Genomic DNA, 18569 nt, shown 5'->3' on the forward strand with positions numbered 1-18569 from the left:
GGCTGTTGGCTGTTGGCTGTTGGCTGTTGGCTGTTGGCTGTTGGCTGTTGGCTGTTGGCTGTTGGCTGTTGGCTGTTAATATTTAGCTTCGCTAAATATATAAATCTTCACTTTTCTACTCGATAAATATTTGGCAGCGAAATTTTAAAACGCACCGCCAACACTCTCATGATAATGATTGTCACAATTGCCATGGAATACGCAATGGTATTCTGTATGGGAAACTGAATTAAAAGAAAATACACCAGTCCGCCTAAAATACAGACCGTTGCATAAATTTCTTTTCTAAATATTACAGGTATTTCATTGCATAATATATCTCTGATTACACCGCCAAAAGATGCTGTAATTGTACCCAAGGCAATGCACATAACCGGTGAGAGATCTGCCGCCAATCCTTTTTCTATACCTACCATTGTATATAACCCTATACCAATTGTATCAAAAAGGAAAAGTGATTTTCTAACATATTTCAATTGCTTTACAAAGATAATCGCCAACAAAACGGTCATTACTATAATGAGCAAGTGCATAGGTGCATTCAACCACCCTACTGGTCTAATACCAATTAACAGATCCCGCAAAGTACCACCACCAACTGCCGTTACAAAGGCTATAATAAACACACCAAAGGCATCAAGTCTTTTATCCATTGCAACCAAAACTCCTGATATGGCAAATGCAATAGTTCCTAAAATATCTATGATGAAATAAAACATTAATTATAGCTTTTGAGTAAAGTAGTTATAATCTTTCAATACAGTATCTAAATATTGCTTATCATATAAATCTGAATTGGTCTGCAATATACTATCAACTTTATCTCTAAGCGCTTTCATCGTTTTAAAATCATTACTTTTCTTAGCTATACTAAAAGTTTCTTTGATCAGTCTTACATCTTTATCTGTCAGCATGGTAACGTTCACAAATTTAGGTACGTAAGTATCTTCAACTTCTTCTAAAATAGTGTGCGAAACTTTAGTTTTATTTTTAGTACTTATTACCACAGTACCTGCCGCTGCATCACCCAATCTTTGTCTTTTTTCTGAAAATAAGATGGTAAGAATACCTATTGATCCAACAAAAAGCCAAATATCTACCAAACGAAGCATCCAACGAATTAAATAATTACTCCAATTTACAGGTGAACCATCAACAGATACCACTCTCATCTTCATAATCATTTTGCCGACAGTTCTACCATTAAAAATAATATGCATTAATAAACTATAAAACATTGCAGGCAAAGCAATTAAACCAACTATACCTCTTTGCGTCCACCCATCGTCATAGATATAACCTATGGCATCGCCAATTAATTCCACCAAAAAATAATAGAGATATAATATAAAAGCATCTATAAAAAATGCCACTATTCGCTCACCAATACTAACAATAGTATAATTAAGGTTCACATTTTGCGTTGTATTGATTTGGAGATTATTCATTAAGTCTTAAATTTAACAAGGTAAAAATAGTTTATGCGCGAAGCGGCTTTTGTAAAGCAAAATAAGGAAAAATGGATAGCATTTGAAAAAGCTGTCAACCTTGATGCTACTTCAAACCCAGATGAACTTGCCAATGGCTACATTCAACTGACCAATGATTTAGCCTACGCGCAAACGTATTACGCAGAAAGTAAGACTTTATTGTATTTAAACGAATTAGCTTCACAGGCACACCAAAAAATTTACAAGAATAAAAAGGAAAGTAAAAACCGAATTAAAAGTTTTTGGCTTACCGAATTCCCACTTTTTTTTAAACAATATCATAGTTCACTAGGCGTTGCTTTTTTAATATTTATAATTGCTTCTGCCATTGGTTCATTATCTGCTTTGAACGACGCTACCTTTGTTCGTTTAATTTTAGGGGATGCATATGTAAACGAAACGCTAAATAATATTGCTAATGGCGACCCTGCCGCCATTTATAAAGGAGGTAGTGAAATTGGATCATTTTTAGGCATTACCATTAATAATATACGCGTTGCTTTTCTGGCATTTGCCTTTGGTGTAATTACCAGCATAGGTACCGGTTATATTTTATTTAGTAACGGAGTAATGCTTGGTGCTTTCATAACATTCTTTTATACCAAAGGTGTTTTTTTTGAAGCTAACAAGCAAATTTGGCTGCATGGTACAATTGAAATTTCAGTAATTATAATTGCTGGTTGTGCCGGTATAATAATGGGAAACAGTATTCTTTTCCCAAAAACGTATTCTAGACGCGTGTCTTTTATGAAAGGCGCTAAAGACGGTTTAAAAGTTGTAGTTAGCACCATTCCGTTCTTTATTATAGCTGGTTTTATTGAAGGTTTTATTACCCGATATACAGGTATGCCAAATTGGTTGGCATTTCTAATAATTGGCGCTTCTCTATTCTTAATTATATTTTATTACATAGCATACCCGATCATACTTAATAACCAACATGAAAGACAATTACATACCGTTACGAGTAAACCGTGATTTTGGCGGAATAGTAACCGTTTACTTCGACTTTTTTAAACAGAATATTAAAAACTTTACCAATGTTTTTATAAGCTATAATGGTGTTTTCTTAATAGGACTTTTAATTACAAGCTATTTATTAGTATCGGGGTTTTTAGGAATGATCGCTCAAGAATCTAGCAGTAATTCTTTTGCTGCCGGAAATGAATTTGAGCAAGACTATTTTATTTATCTTGGTCTAGGCGGCTTTTTGTTCGTCATCATTTTTTTAGGCGTAGCTTTCTTAAACTATTCGCTATCTACCAGCTACATGATCAAATATGTTGAGACCAGAGATGAAAACGTAGATAAAAAAGAGGTTTGGCAACTAGCTAAAAGTCAATTTGGCAACATCTTCTTATTCGTATTGCTACTAATACCTATTTACATTGTATTTCTTATTGCAGCGGTAATATTAGCTATCATTCCCTTATTAGGTTTTATAGGTCAATATATAGTCCAATTCTTTTTAACTGCTTGGGTAGGAGTTTCATTTTTTGATATGCTTCAGAAGAAGAAAGGTGTTACAGAAGCTCTAGGCGAAGGTTGGAAATTAGTAACCACTAACTTTTGGAAATCTGTAGGCGTCAATTTTATATTAGGTTTTTTACTAGGTATTTTGCTCATGATTGCGCTATTTGTTCCAGGTATTATCGTAGGCATTTACACCTTTCATGTTGTTGAAAATAATGTAGACTACTCCCACTCTATCGTTTCTACCATAGTTTACACTTTAGGTACTTGTATTGTGTTAATAATTGCTGTGTATGGCCAATGTCTATCGCAATTTGTAAACGGTATTCTCTATTACGCATTACATGAAAAAACTTATAATGAAAACACAAGGGCAACAATTGAACAAATAGGTCAAAACGATTAGGTTGAAATACACTATTCTTATCATATTCTTTCAGTTAACTACCCTTTCTGCAATTGCACAGGGTACAAATGACAGTATCATAAAGGTTGATTCGTCGTCTGTATTGACCGTACGAAGTAATGACGAAGATCTTAGTAAAAAATATATAGGAGATGAGTTCAATTACACCTTTAAAACTGGTGAATCTCAAAACCTACTTGCCCGCTTTATTAATTGGGTGGGACAAGGTTTACATAATGTATTTGGTATCAATATTTCACCACAGCTGCTAGAACTCATTGAATACTTTATCTATTTCTTGCTAATAATTCTAGTTGTATATCTTGTTGTAAAATTGCTGATAAATGAAAATTTCAATTCCCTTTTTCAGAAAAAAGCCAAAGCTGTTAGCGATATCAATTTAACTGAAGAGCATATTGAAGGTATTGATATAAATGAATTATTGAATACTGCCATTGAACAAAAAGACTACCGTCTTGCCATACGCTATCAGTTTCTGCTTACGCTACAAAAGCTGTCTAAAAAAGATATTATAGAATGGCATTTTGATAAAACAAATTCAGACTATTTCGCTGAAATTGAGCAACCGGAAATAAAAAAAGGTTTTAAAAAAATAGCCTACCTATATGATTATATATGGTATGGCGAGCAGGCAATTGATGATATTAAATACACGAAGTCGGTTTTAGATTTTGAATCGATAAACAAACAAATTCAACTATAAATTGGGCAAGCGTTCTAAAATAATACTCGGGCTTTTGATTGCGGTGCTAATTGGTATCATCGTAACAGAAATAGTACGCCCAAGACCCATAAACTGGAGACCTTCATACACATCTGTATCTAAAATTCCGTTTGGCTGTTTTGTGCTTTTTAATGAATTACCCAATATTTTTTCTAACAGTGAAATTGAATCTGTAGAAAGCAGCATGTATGATGCGCTTATACACCGAGACAGCACTATACCTTCTAATTATATTATCATCAACGATTATATCTACTTAGATGAACAGGAAACCAATCAGGTTTTAAAATATGTAGCAAACGGTAATCAAGTTTTTATCGCTACCAATAATCTAACTGGGCAGTTGGCCGACACATTAAATATAGAAGTCACACAACAGTATGGTATTCAAGAAGATTCGGTCAAAGCTTCTTTCACCAATAAAAATTTTAAACAGAAAAATTTCTTTTTTACAAGAGGGGTCAACCCAAGTTATTTTGCAAGTGTTGATACCGTAAACACAGAAATATTAGGACACTTACAGTTCAAAACTTCTAACTTTTTAGAGGATAATAATGATGAAATTAAAGTACAACCTAACTTCATTAAAACATCTTTTGGAAAAGGTAATTTCATAATAAACACGCTACCTGTTGCCTACACTAATTTTTATATGTTAGGTGATAATACCAAATACAGTACACAGAGTTTTTCTTATTTAAACGATAACCTATTGTATTGGGACGACTATAAGAAATCTGGAAGAAAAGTGATTACTTCACCCATGCGTTTTGTATTGAATCAGCCCGCATTAAAATGGAGTTATTATCTATTGGTAATTGGTTTACTATTATTTGTAATTTTTAAAGCAAAAAGAGAACAACGAATTATACCTGTAATAAAACCTTTAGAAAACTCATCTGTAGCTTTTGCAAAAACTGTAGGATCTCTCTATTACCAGAATAAAGACTACACCAATTTAAACCATAAAAAAATTACCTACTTTTTAACCTACGTTAGAAATAGATATTATGTTAACACAACAGTTCTTGATGAAAATTTCATCACCCAACTAAGTGCAAAAGCTGGAAAATCTAAAGATGATACAAAAACATTAATAGAACTCATACTTCGTCTAAAAAATAAACCTGTACATACTGAACAAGACTCTTTAGTACTGGTTCAGAAAATAAATACATTTAAACAATCTTATGGAAGATAATACACAAGATGAAAACAACGTAGAATTTAATTCGCGTATAGACCTCACCAAACTTCAAGAATCTGTAGCTAAGGTAAAGTCAGAGTTAGGAAAAGTCATCATAGGCCAACAAGATATGATCGAGTTGTTGATAGTTTCTATTTTAGCGAACGGTCATTCACTTATTGAAGGTGTGCCGGGTGTAGCCAAAACAGTAACGGCAAAACTTTTAGCCAAGACCATGAACGTAGATTTTAGTAGAATTCAATTTACGCCAGATTTAATGCCAAGTGATATTTTAGGAACTTCTATATTTAACGTGAAGACCTCTGAATTTGAATTTAAAAAGGGGCCTATTTTCTCAAATATTATATTGATTGATGAGATAAACCGTGCACCTGCCAAAACCCAAGCAGCTCTTTTTGAAGCCATGGCAGAAAGACAGATTACCATTGACGGAAATGAATTTGAAATGCAACCTCCATTTCTGGTATTTGCTACTCAAAATCCTGTTGAACAAGAAGGTACATATAGATTACCGGAAGCGCAATTAGATCGTTTCTTGTTTAAAATAAATGTCCACTACCCTACCTTAGAAGAAGAAATACAGATACTAGAAAACAAACATCAACAAAAAAACACCAATGTTGAAGCATTAATAGATTCTGTTCTTTCTGCAGAACAAATAGCCGCTTATCAACTGGTGATAAAAGATATTATTGTTGAAGATAATTTACTGAAGTATATAGCGGCTATAGTCAACAACACAAGAACTAATGCCAACTTATATTTAGGTGCATCGCCAAGGGCTTCTATTGCCATTTTAGATGCTTCTAAAGCGGTTGCAGCTATCAATGGAAGAGATTTTATTACTCCAGATGATATCAAGAAAGTAGTTGGACCTATTTTAGGACATAGAATCATTTTAACTCCTGAAAGAGAAATGGAAGGCTATACTGCAGAAAAAATGATCAATGACCTTATTCAGACCATTGAAATTCCTAGATAAACAATTGTGAAAAACGTATTCAAAAATATATTTCTTCAAAAAAGATTTTTCCTAGTTTTAACGGGAATCATCCTATGCTTTTTGGTATCCTATATTTTTGAGAATATCACATTTATTGCCAAGCTACTTTTCTATTTGTTTTTAGCAGTAATAATCGTTGACATCATACTTCTATTTTTATCAAAAGGTAAAATAGTAGCAGACAGAATAGTACCTGACAAACTTTCTAACGGCGATGAAAACAGTATTAAAATAAAAGTCACCAATCAATACTTATTTTCTAGCCGAGTCAATATTATAGACGAACTGCCTTTTCAATTTCAGAAAAGGGATTTTAATTTTCACAGCCTATTAAAATCAGGCGAACAAAAATTTTACACCTATAATGTTAGACCTGTTGAACGCGGGGTTTATAGCTTTGGCAATTTAAATGTTTTCTCCACTTCACCTATTGGATTTTTAGCTAAAAAATATACGTTTGATCAGGGCAAAGAAGTACCTGTTTATCCGTCGTTTTTACAGCTTCGTAAATATGACCTTTTAGCTTTTAGTAACCGTCTGCTTGAATTCGGAATCAAGAAGATTAGGCGTATTGGACACACGACGGAGTTTGAACAAATCAAGGATTATATACAAGGTGATGATATTAGAAATATAAATTGGAAGGCGACCGCCAAAAGGGGTCAGTTGATGGTCAATCAGTTTCAAGATGAAAAATCGCAACCCATATATTCTATTATAGATAAAGGTAGGGTAATGAAAATGCCTTTTAAATCTCTTAGCTTATTAGATTACGCTATCAATGCAACATTGGTCATTAGCAATATAGCCTTAAAAAAGAATGATAAGGCAGGTATGTTTTCTTTTAGTAACAAGATAGAAAACAGAGTGGTTGCTGAACGTAGAAGTTCTCAAATGAACCTTATTCTTGAAACATTATATAATCTTAGAACCAATTTTGTAGAAAGTGATTTTAGTAGATTGTATATTGATGTTAAAAGGCATTTACCACAACGAAGCCTATTATTGTTGTACACAAACTTTGAAACTTTAGATGCACTACATCGTCAATTACCCTATTTACAAGCTATAGCAAAACAACACTTATTAGTTGTTATTTTCTTTGAAAACACAGAGCTTTTCTCTTATGCACAAGAAAAGCCAAATAACACGCTAGAAATTTATGAGCAGACCATTGCAGAGAAATTCATATACGAAAAACAATTGGTAGTGAACGAGCTTAGAAAGTATGGTATACAGACTATTTTGACCAAACCTGAAGACCTGACCATTAATACTATTAACAAATATCTTGAAATTAAAGCGAAAGGTCTTTTATAGATTACCGAATTAGATAAGCAGCTTGTAGTTCTGAAGTGATATCACCAGTGCCATTTTCTACAAATACCGGCAATTGAATTTCATTGGTATTATCTAGCTGAGCAACTAAACAGCCACAGCTTTTGCCTCTTCTATTACCACCTCTACCTTTACCACCATTTCCGGTAAAAACTTCCAAAGCCAGAGCAGATATCACTCCGCCTAAAGTAGTAAATACAACATCTCTTGTTTCCCAATCTGCTCCTCTTGAAGAATCATATATGGCTTCTTTTGCCATACCTGCTACAAAGGCACTACCAACAGCTCCAGCCCATGTCCATGCTCTGTCTCCATCAGATAGTTTATGTGCAGCGTAACCACCAGCTCCTCCAATTACTATACCTGCACCTAGATGCTTAGCAGCATCTGCGCTATCCTGCGCATACATGTTGGCTAAAGACAATAACAGAAATATACCAACGAAACATTTCATAATACTGAGGGATTTTTTTTGAATAACGTTTTTATTTAAAGAAAAGTATATGTAGCAACATTTGGCAATAGTAAAATTCCAAGTAATTAAATGTACTTTTAAAGCAGTAAATTTTAGTAAAGTTTAAACTTAAATCTCGACTAAAAATCTATCTAGATAAGGATACAAAATGAAAACTATAATACATAAATCTAACACAAGAGGGCATGCAGACCACGGTTGGTTAAATTCATACCACAGCTTTAGTTTTGGTAATTATCATAATCCAGAACGAATGAATTTTGGAGCATTACGTGTTTTAAATGACGACACGGTTGCCGCTGGTCGCGGTTTCGGAACTCACCCGCATAGAAACATGGAGATTATATCCATTCCATTAGAAGGTGACCTTCAACATATGGACAACATGGGGAATTCTACCGTTATTAAATCTGGAGATGTACAAATGATGAGCGCAGGTACGGGAGTTTCTCATAGTGAGTTTAACAAAAACAAAGATAAAGAGGTAAAATTTTTGCAGATCTGGATTATTCCGAACAAAGAAGAGGTTACCCCGCGTTATGACCAAATCTCAATTGAAGATATAGCCACAAAGAACAGTTTATACCAAATACTTTCTCCCAACACAGATGATGCCGGTGTATGGATCCACCAAAATGCTTGGTTTCATCTTGGCGAATACGAATCTGGAATTACAGATTCTTATGATTTAAAGGATAAGGGTAACGGTGTATATATTTTTGTTTTGGACGGCGAAATAGAAATTGCGAATAAGCAATTAGGTAAACGTGACGGATTAGGAATATGGGAAACTGACACTTTTAATTTTAAAACGAACCAGGCATCTAAAATACTTTTTATGGAAGTTCCTATGGTTTTTTAAAATGAAGTGCTGATTTTTCATTTTAAACTACAAAAAACAATATAAGACACTAAATAAAAGTGTCTTTTTTTATTAAAAACGCTACTACTTTATTATATTTAAGTAAAATATGATAATATTTATAGCTCCCCCAATTAATCATATTATTCTAATCAGATTAACATAAAATCATAGTCTATTTGATTTCTAATGGTGTTTCTATAAATACATAGAACTCACTTTTTACGTACTAAAAAAGTCACTTTTACTAAAATAAACAGCTTGTCTAAACTTAATTCGACTTCAAATGATAACAGTCTAAAAAGCAGAAACTTTTTAGATGAATTTGGACTAATAACCATTGTGTCCAGTATTTTTACTTTTGCCGTATTTATATATACACTATTATTTCATTCTTATCCTGAACAGATTTTAGCAGGTATTGTAGCTATTGGTTTCGGTATCGGTTTTTTGTTAAACCGACTAAAACTTCACCGTGCTACCAGAATTTATATGACACTGTTTCCTCCGGTAATGTTCATGACCTTAATATTTTTGATAGGAGGCTTTTTCGGTCAAGCAGTTGCATTTGCGACTATGGGTTTTTTAGCGTTCATAGGTTTTAGAAGAAACCCTAAATTAAGAAATCTAATTATTGCTTTTGATATTCTAGCATTTATAGTCCCCACAATTTACATCTCTATTTACGGACCCATTTTAGGTACCATTGATGTACCTTTTGATGAGATTTTTGCGTTCTTAGCCTGTTTAGGCTGGCTTTCCCTAACCTTTAGAATGTATGACCAAAATAAAACTAGAACGTACACTACAGATTTAGAAAATCATATTGAAGCTTTAAAAGAAAGTGAGCTGAACTTAAAAAAGGCTCAAAATGATTTAAAAATGCAAAACAGCAAATTAGCCGTTTTAAACAATGAACTTAAATTAAAAAACACACATATAGAGGAATTTACCTTCATAGTTACACATGACTTAAGAGGACCCTTAAACAATATCAATGTAATTGCTACAGAATTAGAAAAACAACATGCTACATCAAATTATGCAAATTTCAGCAGCTATTTAAAACATTTACAAGGCAGTTCTACAAGACTGACAAACCTAGTAGAAGGACTTTTAAAATATGCCGAAATTGGTAATTCTAGCGAAATGGAAACCATAGATATTGCAAAAGTGGTACGGTTAGTATTAGATGACTTTTCAGAAAGAATAAAAGAGACAAATGCCACGATTACTATTGGTGACTTGCCTACAATTACTGCAAGACCAAATGATATTGGAATGCTGTTTCAAAATTTAATACACAACGCACTAAAATTTAAAAACAGCTCCAAAGACCCCATAATTACTATTGCATCTGAAAAAAAAGAGCAAGAATATCTTTTTAGCGTCAAAGATAATGGCATTGGTATTCCCAAAGAACATCAAGCAAACATTTTTAATGCATTTCATAAACTTCATAATCAATCGAAATTTGAAGGCTCTGGTATTGGGCTTTATGGCAGTAAAAAAATAGTTGATCATCACTTAGGTAAAATATGGGTAGAATCAGAAGAAAATGTTGGTAGTACCTTTTATTTTACGATTAACACCAATTCATTAGAAATGAACAAAGTACAGGGACATTCTATTAGTCTAAACTAAAAAAGAGGTTAACTTAAATTAAATTATCATGAATACAAATTATATAAAAATATACGGCGGTAATAGTATAGAAGCAAAACGCATTGAAATAGCGTTGAAAGAGAATAATATTGCTCCTATACTTAAAGATGAAAAAGAATCTGCTCGCCTAGCTGGTTTTGGAACGCCGCTGTCAGAATTTATAGAGATTTATGTAAATAAAGATGAAGAAGAAAAAGCTTTAGCTATCATTACTGAACTTAACAGTTAAAAACATAAAAAAGCCTCCATTTAGGGAGGCTTTTTTTCTAATACTTTATTCTAAAATCACCCCTTAGTTAAAGATGTTATTTCTAATTTTCTAAATTCTACAGGACCATGATCACCTTGTATCATTATTGGTCCGGCTTCTGCTTCATTATTATCTAAAGCTCCACCAGTCATTGCTTCAATATTTTGATTAGAGATAATTGTTTTTCCGTTCGCTACAATAGTAACTCTTCTTCCTATCAAAGTAATATCATAAGTCTGCCATTCTCCAGCTTTCTTTGCTACATTTTCATTGGGAGTTAACAATCCATAAATTCCACCAAAATATATGGAAGATGGTTCTAGACCAATATTATCGGCTATCTGCACCTCATAACGCCCTCTTAAATACATACCACTATTACTACCTTCTGGGTATCTAAATTCTGCATGTAGTTTAAAATCTTTAAATTTTTCTTCTGAAACTAAATTAACCCCGGGTTTAGAGCTGGTTAATATGCCATCTAATACCGCCCATTGATTTCCCGGCTTAATTGTCCAGCCTTTTAAATTTTTACCATTAAATAACTTTACCGTCTTCCCTTCTTTCGCATTATCATAATATGGAAGTTTTGGTGATTTGGTAGCCGTCCAATTATACGTCTTTCCATCTACATATATCATAGTACCTTCTAAACCTTCTCCTACTATTTTTCCTTCAAATTCCATATTGGCCGCTCCCGGTTCCCATTGTGGCGGAATTTCAAATGAAAATAATTCGCCATGCTTTTCAATTTCTGCAACTGGTCTTGCACTACCGAAAGCATACGTAAACCTTCCGATTAAGGTATTGGTACCAGAATGTCTTATTTCTAACCATGATGGTAATTTCTTCCCTTCTTGATCTATTGTTAAATTCCATTTCCCTTCTAATGGATGACCTTCTTGAGCTTGTAACAGGGTTAAATTAATAGCCATCAAAAAAATGAAGGCAGCTGTTTTTATAGTATTCATATAAATATTGGTTTGATAAGTAATCAAATATAAAGGAACTTTTGAACACACTTTCTTAACGTTGAAATAAATTATGTTTTAAATTCAAATTGATAAATCTATACCATATATGGTTAATAATTTACCTACAATTCATTTTTTAGCTTAGTTATCTACATTATTCGCTACATTTAAGTATCAATTCAACCAAACAACAATGACATTTTTTAAAAAATTGCTTTTAGGGACTATATCCCTATTGTTTCTTTGCGCTTCTTGCATAAATAAAAAACCTGTTGAAATACCGTTGACCATACAACAAGACAGTACCGATCTTATTGAGATGGCCAAGCTTGCCAGAGAAACCATTACGGCAGATATAGCTGAAGGACTAAAACTAAGTCTTTGGGCTTCTGACTCCTTAGCTCCAGACCCAATTGCGCTGGATATTGACAATGAAGGCAACGTGTACATTACACGCTCCAACAGAAATAAAAACTCGGAGTTTGATATTCGCGGACATAGAGATTGGATGACGGCATCAATAGCATTAGAATCTGTTGAAGATAGAAGAGCCTTTTTACATAAAACTTTTGCTCCTGAACTCAGTGACGAAAATGATTGGTTTCCTGATTTAAACAATGACAGTATTCATGACTGGCATGACCTTGCCGTAGAACAAGATGAAATATGGATGTTACAAGATACCGATGATGATGGTATTGCAGATATTTCTACCCAAATCATGAATGACTTTAGTAATGAAATTAATGATGTTGCTGGTGCACTTTTAGTCCGTGACGAAGATGTCTTTGTTGGTATTGGTCCTGGCATGTATCGCCTAACAGATACTAACGATGATAAAATTTTAGATGAAAAAACGAGTATTGCAGAGGGTTTTGCCGTACACATTGGTTTTAGTGGTCACGGTATGTCTGGTGCTATTGAAGGTCCTGACGGTAAAATATATTGGGGCATTGGTGATATTGGTGCAAATATAACCACCGTAGATGGTGAAAACCATAAATACCCTAACGAAGGGGTTATTGTAAGAAGTAATCCTGATGGAACAGACTTTGAAGTTTTTGCACACGGACTACGTAATACCCACGAGTTTGTTTTTGATGCCTACGGTAATATTATTTCATCTGATAACGACGGTGACCACAAAGGCGAAAGTGAGCGCTTGGTTCATATTGTAGAAGGTTCCGATGCCGGTTGGAGGGCAAATTGGCAATATGGAAAATATACAGATCCAAAAAACAACGGCTACAATGTATGGATGGATGAAAAATTGTTCACTCCACGCTGGGAAGGTCAAGCTGCATATATTATGCCGCCTGTTCAAAATTTTCATAACGGCCCTACTGGAATGATATATAACCCTGGTACTGCTTTAGGTAAAAAATGGATGGATAAATTCTTCTTAGTAGAATTTGTAGGTGACCCAAGCAGATCTCATATTTGGTCATTTGACCTACAACCAAAAGGTGCTTCGTTTGAATTAAAGAGTGACGAATCCATTTTATCCGGAGTATTGCCAACAGGGATTGATTTTGGACCAGATGGCGCCTTATATCTGGCAGATTGGGTCAATGGATGGGGAACCAAGAATTACGGTAGAGTATGGAAACTTGACGTTACAGAACAAGATAATGACCTTGCTGAAGAAAGACTACAAACCCAGCAGTTGATGACACACAACTATAAAGATGAAAAGACCGATAGTTTGGTTGGTTTATTATCCTATGGCGATATGAGAATTCGCCAAAAAGCACAGTTTGAACTTGCCAAAAGAACTTTTTGGGGTTATCGTGCTTTAGAAAAAGCCATAACTGAGGAAGAAAACCAATTGGCACGTATACATGCTATTTGGGGTATTGGTCAAATAGCTGCCAATGATGTAGATGAAGCTGAACCATTACTAAATTTACTACATGACAAAGACCCTGAAATTATAGCACAAAGCGCAAAGGTCTTGGGCGATGTACTATATAAAAAAGCTGCGGATAGTTTAATAACTCTAACCACCCATGAAAATGACCGTGTAAAATTCTATGCGGCGCAAGCATTGGGAAGGTTAAAATATGAAAAAGCCATTGCCCCCTTGTTGACCATGATAGAAGCCAATAATGATCAAGATCTCTACTTAAGACATGCCGCTGTTCTAGCCTTAGCTAGAATAGGAAATTCTGAACCGCTTTTAGCCCTTGCCAATAGTGACAATAGAAGTCTTAGAATTGCAGCGGTTATGGTCCTTAGAAAATTAAAAGATCCTAAAATATCTATATTTCTTTCTGATAAACACGAATATATTGTTACCGAAACTGCGCGAGCTATAAACGATGATCTGTCTATTGAGGCTGCGTTACCTGCATTAGCAGCAACGTTGAACAACGAAAAATTTAAATCTGAACCTTTGTTACGTAGGGCAATCAATGCCGCTTTACGTGTAGGTGGTGATGAGCAATTAGATTTCCTTATCAATTTTGCAAAACGAAAAAGCGTTTCTAGCAATTTACGTGGTGAAGCGCTTGCTGCATTAGGCACTTGGAACAATCCATCACTTTTAGATCGTGTAGATGGTAGATATAGAGGAGAAATTAAAAGAGAAAACGGTCAGTTAGAAGAAAAAATCAATAAAGATATACCGGCATTCCTTAAAGAAAGTCAACCTGAAATATTAATCGGAATTTCAAAAACTATCAGTGCTATAGGTATCACCGCTTACAATGATGACTTCTACTCTATTCTTAAATCGAACAAATCACCTGAAGTTAAAACCGCAGTATTAAATGCCTTAGGGCAATTAAAATTCAATAAAATGGAAAGTGCCATGTCTATTGGTATGCAAGATAAAAACGAACAGGTAAGAACTGCAGCCGTAGGTTTATTGAGCCAATTAAATATTTCAAAAGAGAAACTTCCCAAAATTGTAGATCCTATATTTAAAAATGGTTCTGTTTCCGAACAACAAAGAATGTTGAATGTTCTAGGTGATTTACCAGTTGATAATAGTAATGCCATACTTACCAGCTTAATCAATAAAGCTAGTAGAAATCAGCTAAAGCAAGGTATATTATTAGATTTAATGGAATCGGTAAAAGCTACTGAGAATCCAAAACTTATTGCACAGTTAGATAATTTGAAAAAAGCAGGATTTTCTGCAGATACTTTTCAAGAAACTCTATATGGAGGAAACTGGTGGGCAGGTAGATCTGTTTTCAACAACAACCCTACAGCGCAATGTGTACGTTGCCACTCTGTAAACGGTTCAGGTGGTGAAGTAGGTCCTAAATTAGATAATATTGGTAATGTCTTGGACAGACAGCAATTATTAGAAGCGCTTATTGAACCGAGCAAAAGATTGGCTCCTGGTTATGGGAGCATAACAATCACTTTAAAAGACGGGCAAAAAGTTCAAGGCGTGTTAATAGAAGAAAATAATAAAGAGATTTTGCTAAGAACATCTGAAGCTGAACCTCTAAGAATTCCTTTAATGAGAATCGCTCAAAGAGAAAATTCAATGTCAGCCATGCCTGCTATGGGTCGTATGATTTCTAGAAGAGAACTTCGAGATCTTATACAATACCTGGGCTCTTTAAGAAATAAAGTACGGATTATTGAAGGTGAAGATAAAGAAGTATAGTCATAAGGAGGAAAGTTCTGCTTTCCTCTTATTAAACTCTTTAATCATTTCCTTTACAATTTCACCAGCAGGTTTAATGTCGTGTATCAACGCAGATACTTGACCTATTTCTAGTTCGCCATCTTCTAAGTCGCAAAGTCAATATTCATTTTTTTATGGCATGTTAATTGAGAATACTACATTACTCTAAATAAACTTTTAACTCTTATAACCTGCTTTAAAACCACTCTTATGAAAAAAGGTATTTTATTAGTTTTAGGCTTTTCGGTTTTGTTATTTTCTTTTCTTCAATGCAAGCCCAAACCAGATTTAATAGTTAAAAATCATCAAGAAGACCCATTTAAAAATACTATTACTTCGAGTCAATATTTTAAAATTGACACTAAAAATGATACCGTAATTTCTGGCGAGAATGGAACCACAATAGTATTTCAAAAAGGAAGTTTTTTAGATTCTGATAATAATATAGTCACTGATGATGTTGAAATAGAATTAACCGAAGCGCTTACTATAGATGAGATGATTTTAAGTAACCTCACTACTATATCAGATGGAAAGCTTTTAGAGACTGATGGAATGATTTACTTTAATGCAACCGCTAAAGGCAGACAACTATTTGTAAATCCTGAAAAGCCTGTATATGTAGAAATTCCTACTGCCAATCGAAAATCAGGAATGTCTGTTTACAAAGGTTTGCGAGATAAGAATGGGAATATGAATTGGGTAAATCCGATTCCGATAGAAAATTATCTTATTCCTTTAGATTTGTTTACGTTAGACTTTTTACCTGACGGATTTGTTGAAACATTAGAAAAAGAAATGCCTTTTCTTAATAACCAGAAAGTGAATGAAAAGTTCGTTGATAGTTTATATTATAGCCTATACTTTAAAACTGGAAATGAAATTATAGAAGAAACTGTACCAGATACAAATGTTAGCGAATCCTATTATGATAAAGTAAATGAAAAAAAATTAGATTCAACTCACTACTCAGAGTTTGACAATTCAGTTAACTATGGAGTTGATCCAGCTGCAATTAAAGCAATAAAAAATAATCAGTTTCAAAATACATTAATTGCCACAAAACAATTTGAAGAAAGGCTTAAAGTCATGTTTAAAATTTGCCGAAGTGATATCATCGATATTTATGCACAAAATCTTGACAAGAATTTATGGGAAATAGACAGTATTGCTGCTAGCTTATTAGACGAGAATGTTTATCAAGAAGATTTTGAAAAATTTGCATCTCAAAAATGGACTAAAATAAAAGTTCCTAATAAAAACTTACTACTCTTAAAAAGTTATTATGAAAATAGATTGCAATTAGTTAAAAATGAATTGACAGAGCAACGTAACAAAGCCGTTAAGGCAAACAATGAAAAGACAAAAGAAGCTATCGAATTAGTTGATAATTATAAAAAACTACTTAATAAAAGAGAAGCTTATAGAATGACTGGATATGGTTTTGAACTGACTGATATTGGCTGGATTAATATTGACAAAGGTACAATACCCAAAAATTGGGAATATTCGCCTTTAGATTTTTTAGTTACAAATGAAAATACCTTTGACAGGGCATATGGTTATGTTATGTATACCTCAATAAAAAGCCTTTATCGTTTAAAAACAAATGACTCCAAAACGTTTTATGTTGGCAACCAAACCCAAAGAGAAATGATAATGCCTAAAGATGAGAAAGCAATTGGTATACTTCTCGCATATAAAAATAATCAAACCTTTTTAGATGTAATTAATTTTCAAACAAATACTGACGGTCTATTAAAATTTGATCTTCAAGAATATCCTGAAAGGGAAATTAAAAAGACATTAGCTCAGTTTGAAACTTCAAAACAAGAAAACTCTATACTAGAAGACTTAAAATATTTAGATGAGATTTATCTTGAAGAAATAAGACAAGAAAAACTATTAAGAGAAGAATATGTAATGCATCAATTATGGTCAGTTTCAAGAGCAAATGATACATCATACATGGAATTTGATAAAACCTATGCTATAGATTTGCTTATCGAAACTTGCTTAAATAATGTCAGAAATTAGAAATTTCTGCTTTCCTCTTATTAAACTCATTCATCATCTCCTTTACAATTTCACCAGCAGGTTTAATGTCGTGTATCAACGCAGATACTTGACCTATTTCTAACTCACCATCTTCTAAGTCGCCTAAGAACATACCTTTCTTGGCACGCCCTCTGCCTAAAAGCGTTTTTAATACTTCGGTAGTCGCTCCGTCAGAATATGCTTGTTGTACGTTGTTGTAGAATTTGTTTTTCACTAAACGAACGGGTGCCAGTTCTTTTAATGTCAAATGAGTATCTCCTTCCTTTGCCGCTACCACCACCTTTTTAAAACTATCATGATTAGAGGCTTCTTTACTTGCTACAAACCTACTACCAACCTGCACCCCATCGGCACCTAAAACCATAGCTGCCAGCATTGATTTACCCGTGGCGATACCTCCTGCGGCAATTAAGGGAATTGTTATTTTTTCTTTCACTGCAGGAATCAAAACTAAAGTTGTTGTTTCATCCCTACCATTATGTCCGCCAGCTTCAAAACCTTCTGCCACAACAGCATCTACTCCCGCTTCTTGTGCTTTCAAAGCGAATTTTAAGCTACTGACCACATGCACAACGGTTACTCCTTTTTCTTTTAAAAAAGATGTCCAAGTTTTAGGGTTTCCAGCAGATGTAAATACAATCTTTACCTCCTCTTCTATGATAATATCCATCAATTTATCAATGTCAGGATAGAGCATAGGAACATTAACTGCAAAAGGTTTCGTAGTCGCATTTTTGCACTTTTGAATATGCTCACGCAAAACATCAGGGTACATGCTACCGGACCCAATGACTCCTAAACCTCCTGCATTTGATACAGCACTGGCTAGTCTCCATCCGCTGGTCCAAATCATTCCTCCTTGAATTATTGGATATTCTATATTAAAAAGTTGGGTAATTCTGTTTTGCATGTGCTATGTAAATGACTTAAATATCAATTAAAGAGTAAGAAGTAACATTTTAAAGATACTATTATGC

The 18569-nt window shown here is 33.9% G+C and carries 16 protein-coding genes and 1 pseudogene; 11 read left to right on the forward strand and 6 right to left on the reverse strand.

The annotated features are described in order from the left end of the window. Positions 1-107 precede the first annotated feature (107 nt). Positions 108-719 (reverse strand): trimeric intracellular cation channel family protein, encoded by a 612-nt coding sequence (locus PXD56_RS17610; protein WP_276494644.1) that lies wholly within the window; start codon positions 717-719, stop codon positions 108-110. 3 nt (positions 720-722) lie between these two features. Beyond that, positions 723-1448, reverse strand: a complete 726-nt coding sequence (locus PXD56_RS17615; protein WP_276494645.1) for an RDD family protein — start codon at positions 1446-1448, stop codon at positions 723-725. Positions 1449-1481: 33 nt separating this feature from the next. On the opposite strand from PXD56_RS17615, the gene PXD56_RS17620 reads away from it, so the two are divergent. From PXD56_RS17620 to PXD56_RS17645, 6 genes are read left to right on the forward strand one after another with little or no spacing between them, the layout of a single operon-like run. Then, positions 1482-2468: a stage II sporulation protein M gene (locus tag PXD56_RS17620; protein ID WP_276494646.1), complete on the forward strand. Its 987-nt coding sequence runs from the start codon at positions 1482-1484 to the stop codon at positions 2466-2468. Beyond that, positions 2431-3369 (forward strand): hypothetical protein, encoded by a 939-nt coding sequence (locus PXD56_RS17625; RefSeq protein WP_276494647.1) that lies wholly within the window; start codon positions 2431-2433, stop codon positions 3367-3369. The genes PXD56_RS17620 and PXD56_RS17625 overlap by 38 nt, the downstream gene beginning before the upstream one ends. Before the next feature lies 1 nt (position 3370). Then, positions 3371-4093, forward strand: coding sequence for a hypothetical protein (locus PXD56_RS17630; RefSeq protein WP_276494648.1), 723 nt, complete (start codon positions 3371-3373; stop codon positions 4091-4093). Positions 4094-4127: 34 nt separating this feature from the next. Further along, positions 4128-5315: a DUF4350 domain-containing protein gene (locus PXD56_RS17635; protein WP_276494649.1), complete on the forward strand. Its 1188-nt coding sequence runs from the start codon at positions 4128-4130 to the stop codon at positions 5313-5315. Then, positions 5305-6303, forward strand: coding sequence for an AAA family ATPase (locus PXD56_RS17640; RefSeq protein ID WP_276494650.1), 999 nt, complete (start codon positions 5305-5307; stop codon positions 6301-6303). The genes PXD56_RS17635 and PXD56_RS17640 overlap by 11 nt, the downstream gene beginning before the upstream one ends. Positions 6304-6309: 6 nt before the next feature. Continuing rightward, positions 6310-7644, forward strand: a complete 1335-nt coding sequence (locus PXD56_RS17645) for a DUF58 domain-containing protein (protein ID WP_276494651.1) — start codon at positions 6310-6312, stop codon at positions 7642-7644. A 1-nt stretch (position 7645) separates the two neighbouring features. Here PXD56_RS17645 and PXD56_RS17650 read toward each other — a convergent pair whose 3' ends face one another. Next, positions 7646-8116, reverse strand: a complete 471-nt coding sequence (locus PXD56_RS17650; protein WP_276494652.1) for a hypothetical protein — start codon at positions 8114-8116, stop codon at positions 7646-7648. Between the two features lie 169 nt (positions 8117-8285). On the opposite strand from PXD56_RS17650, the gene PXD56_RS17655 reads away from it, so the two are divergent. The 3 genes from PXD56_RS17655 to PXD56_RS17665 all read left to right on the forward strand — a co-directional run bounded on the left by PXD56_RS17655 (position 8286) and on the right by PXD56_RS17665 (position 10893). Then, positions 8286-8999: a pirin family protein gene (locus tag PXD56_RS17655; RefSeq protein ID WP_276494653.1), complete on the forward strand. Its 714-nt coding sequence runs from the start codon at positions 8286-8288 to the stop codon at positions 8997-8999. A 261-nt stretch (positions 9000-9260) separates the two neighbouring features. Continuing rightward, complete coding sequence (locus PXD56_RS17660; RefSeq protein ID WP_276494654.1) at positions 9261-10643, forward strand: sensor histidine kinase; 1383 nt, start codon at positions 9261-9263, stop codon at positions 10641-10643. A gap of 28 nt (positions 10644-10671) precedes the next feature. Further along, the gene (locus PXD56_RS17665) at positions 10672-10893 is read left to right on the forward strand and encodes a putative signal transducing protein (RefSeq protein ID WP_276494655.1); all 222 of its coding nucleotides are present in this window, start codon (positions 10672-10674) and stop codon (positions 10891-10893) included. A gap of 56 nt (positions 10894-10949) precedes the next feature. On the opposite strand, the gene PXD56_RS17670 is transcribed toward PXD56_RS17665, so the two are convergent. Then, positions 10950-11885, reverse strand: a complete 936-nt coding sequence (locus tag PXD56_RS17670; protein WP_276494656.1) for a 3-keto-disaccharide hydrolase — start codon at positions 11883-11885, stop codon at positions 10950-10952. Between the two features lie 196 nt (positions 11886-12081). Between PXD56_RS17670 and PXD56_RS17675 the strand changes: the two genes are divergently transcribed. Continuing rightward, positions 12082-15513, forward strand: a complete 3432-nt coding sequence (locus tag PXD56_RS17675) for a HEAT repeat domain-containing protein (protein WP_276494657.1) — start codon at positions 12082-12084, stop codon at positions 15511-15513. On the opposite strand, the pseudogene PXD56_RS17680 reads toward PXD56_RS17675, so the two are convergent. Continuing rightward, positions 15514-15645: pseudogene (locus PXD56_RS17680) on the reverse strand (nitronate monooxygenase); the annotation flags it as partial. A 99-nt stretch (positions 15646-15744) separates the two neighbouring features. On the opposite strand from PXD56_RS17680, the gene PXD56_RS17685 reads away from it, so the two are divergent. Further along, positions 15745-17571 carry a hypothetical protein gene (locus PXD56_RS17685; RefSeq protein WP_276494658.1) on the forward strand — a complete coding sequence of 609 codons (1827 nt, stop codon included), beginning with the start codon at positions 15745-15747 and terminating at the stop codon, positions 17569-17571. Here PXD56_RS17685 and PXD56_RS17690 read toward each other — a convergent pair. Then, positions 17561-18502 (reverse strand): NAD(P)H-dependent flavin oxidoreductase, encoded by a 942-nt coding sequence (locus PXD56_RS17690; RefSeq protein ID WP_276494659.1) that lies wholly within the window; start codon positions 18500-18502, stop codon positions 17561-17563. The genes PXD56_RS17685 and PXD56_RS17690 overlap by 11 nt on opposite strands. Positions 18503-18569: the final 67 nt, after the last annotated feature.

Origin of the sequence: Maribacter zhoushanensis (assembly GCF_029350975.1) — a bacterium.
GTDB classification, from domain to species: Bacteria; Bacteroidota; Bacteroidia; order Flavobacteriales; family Flavobacteriaceae; genus Maribacter; species Maribacter zhoushanensis.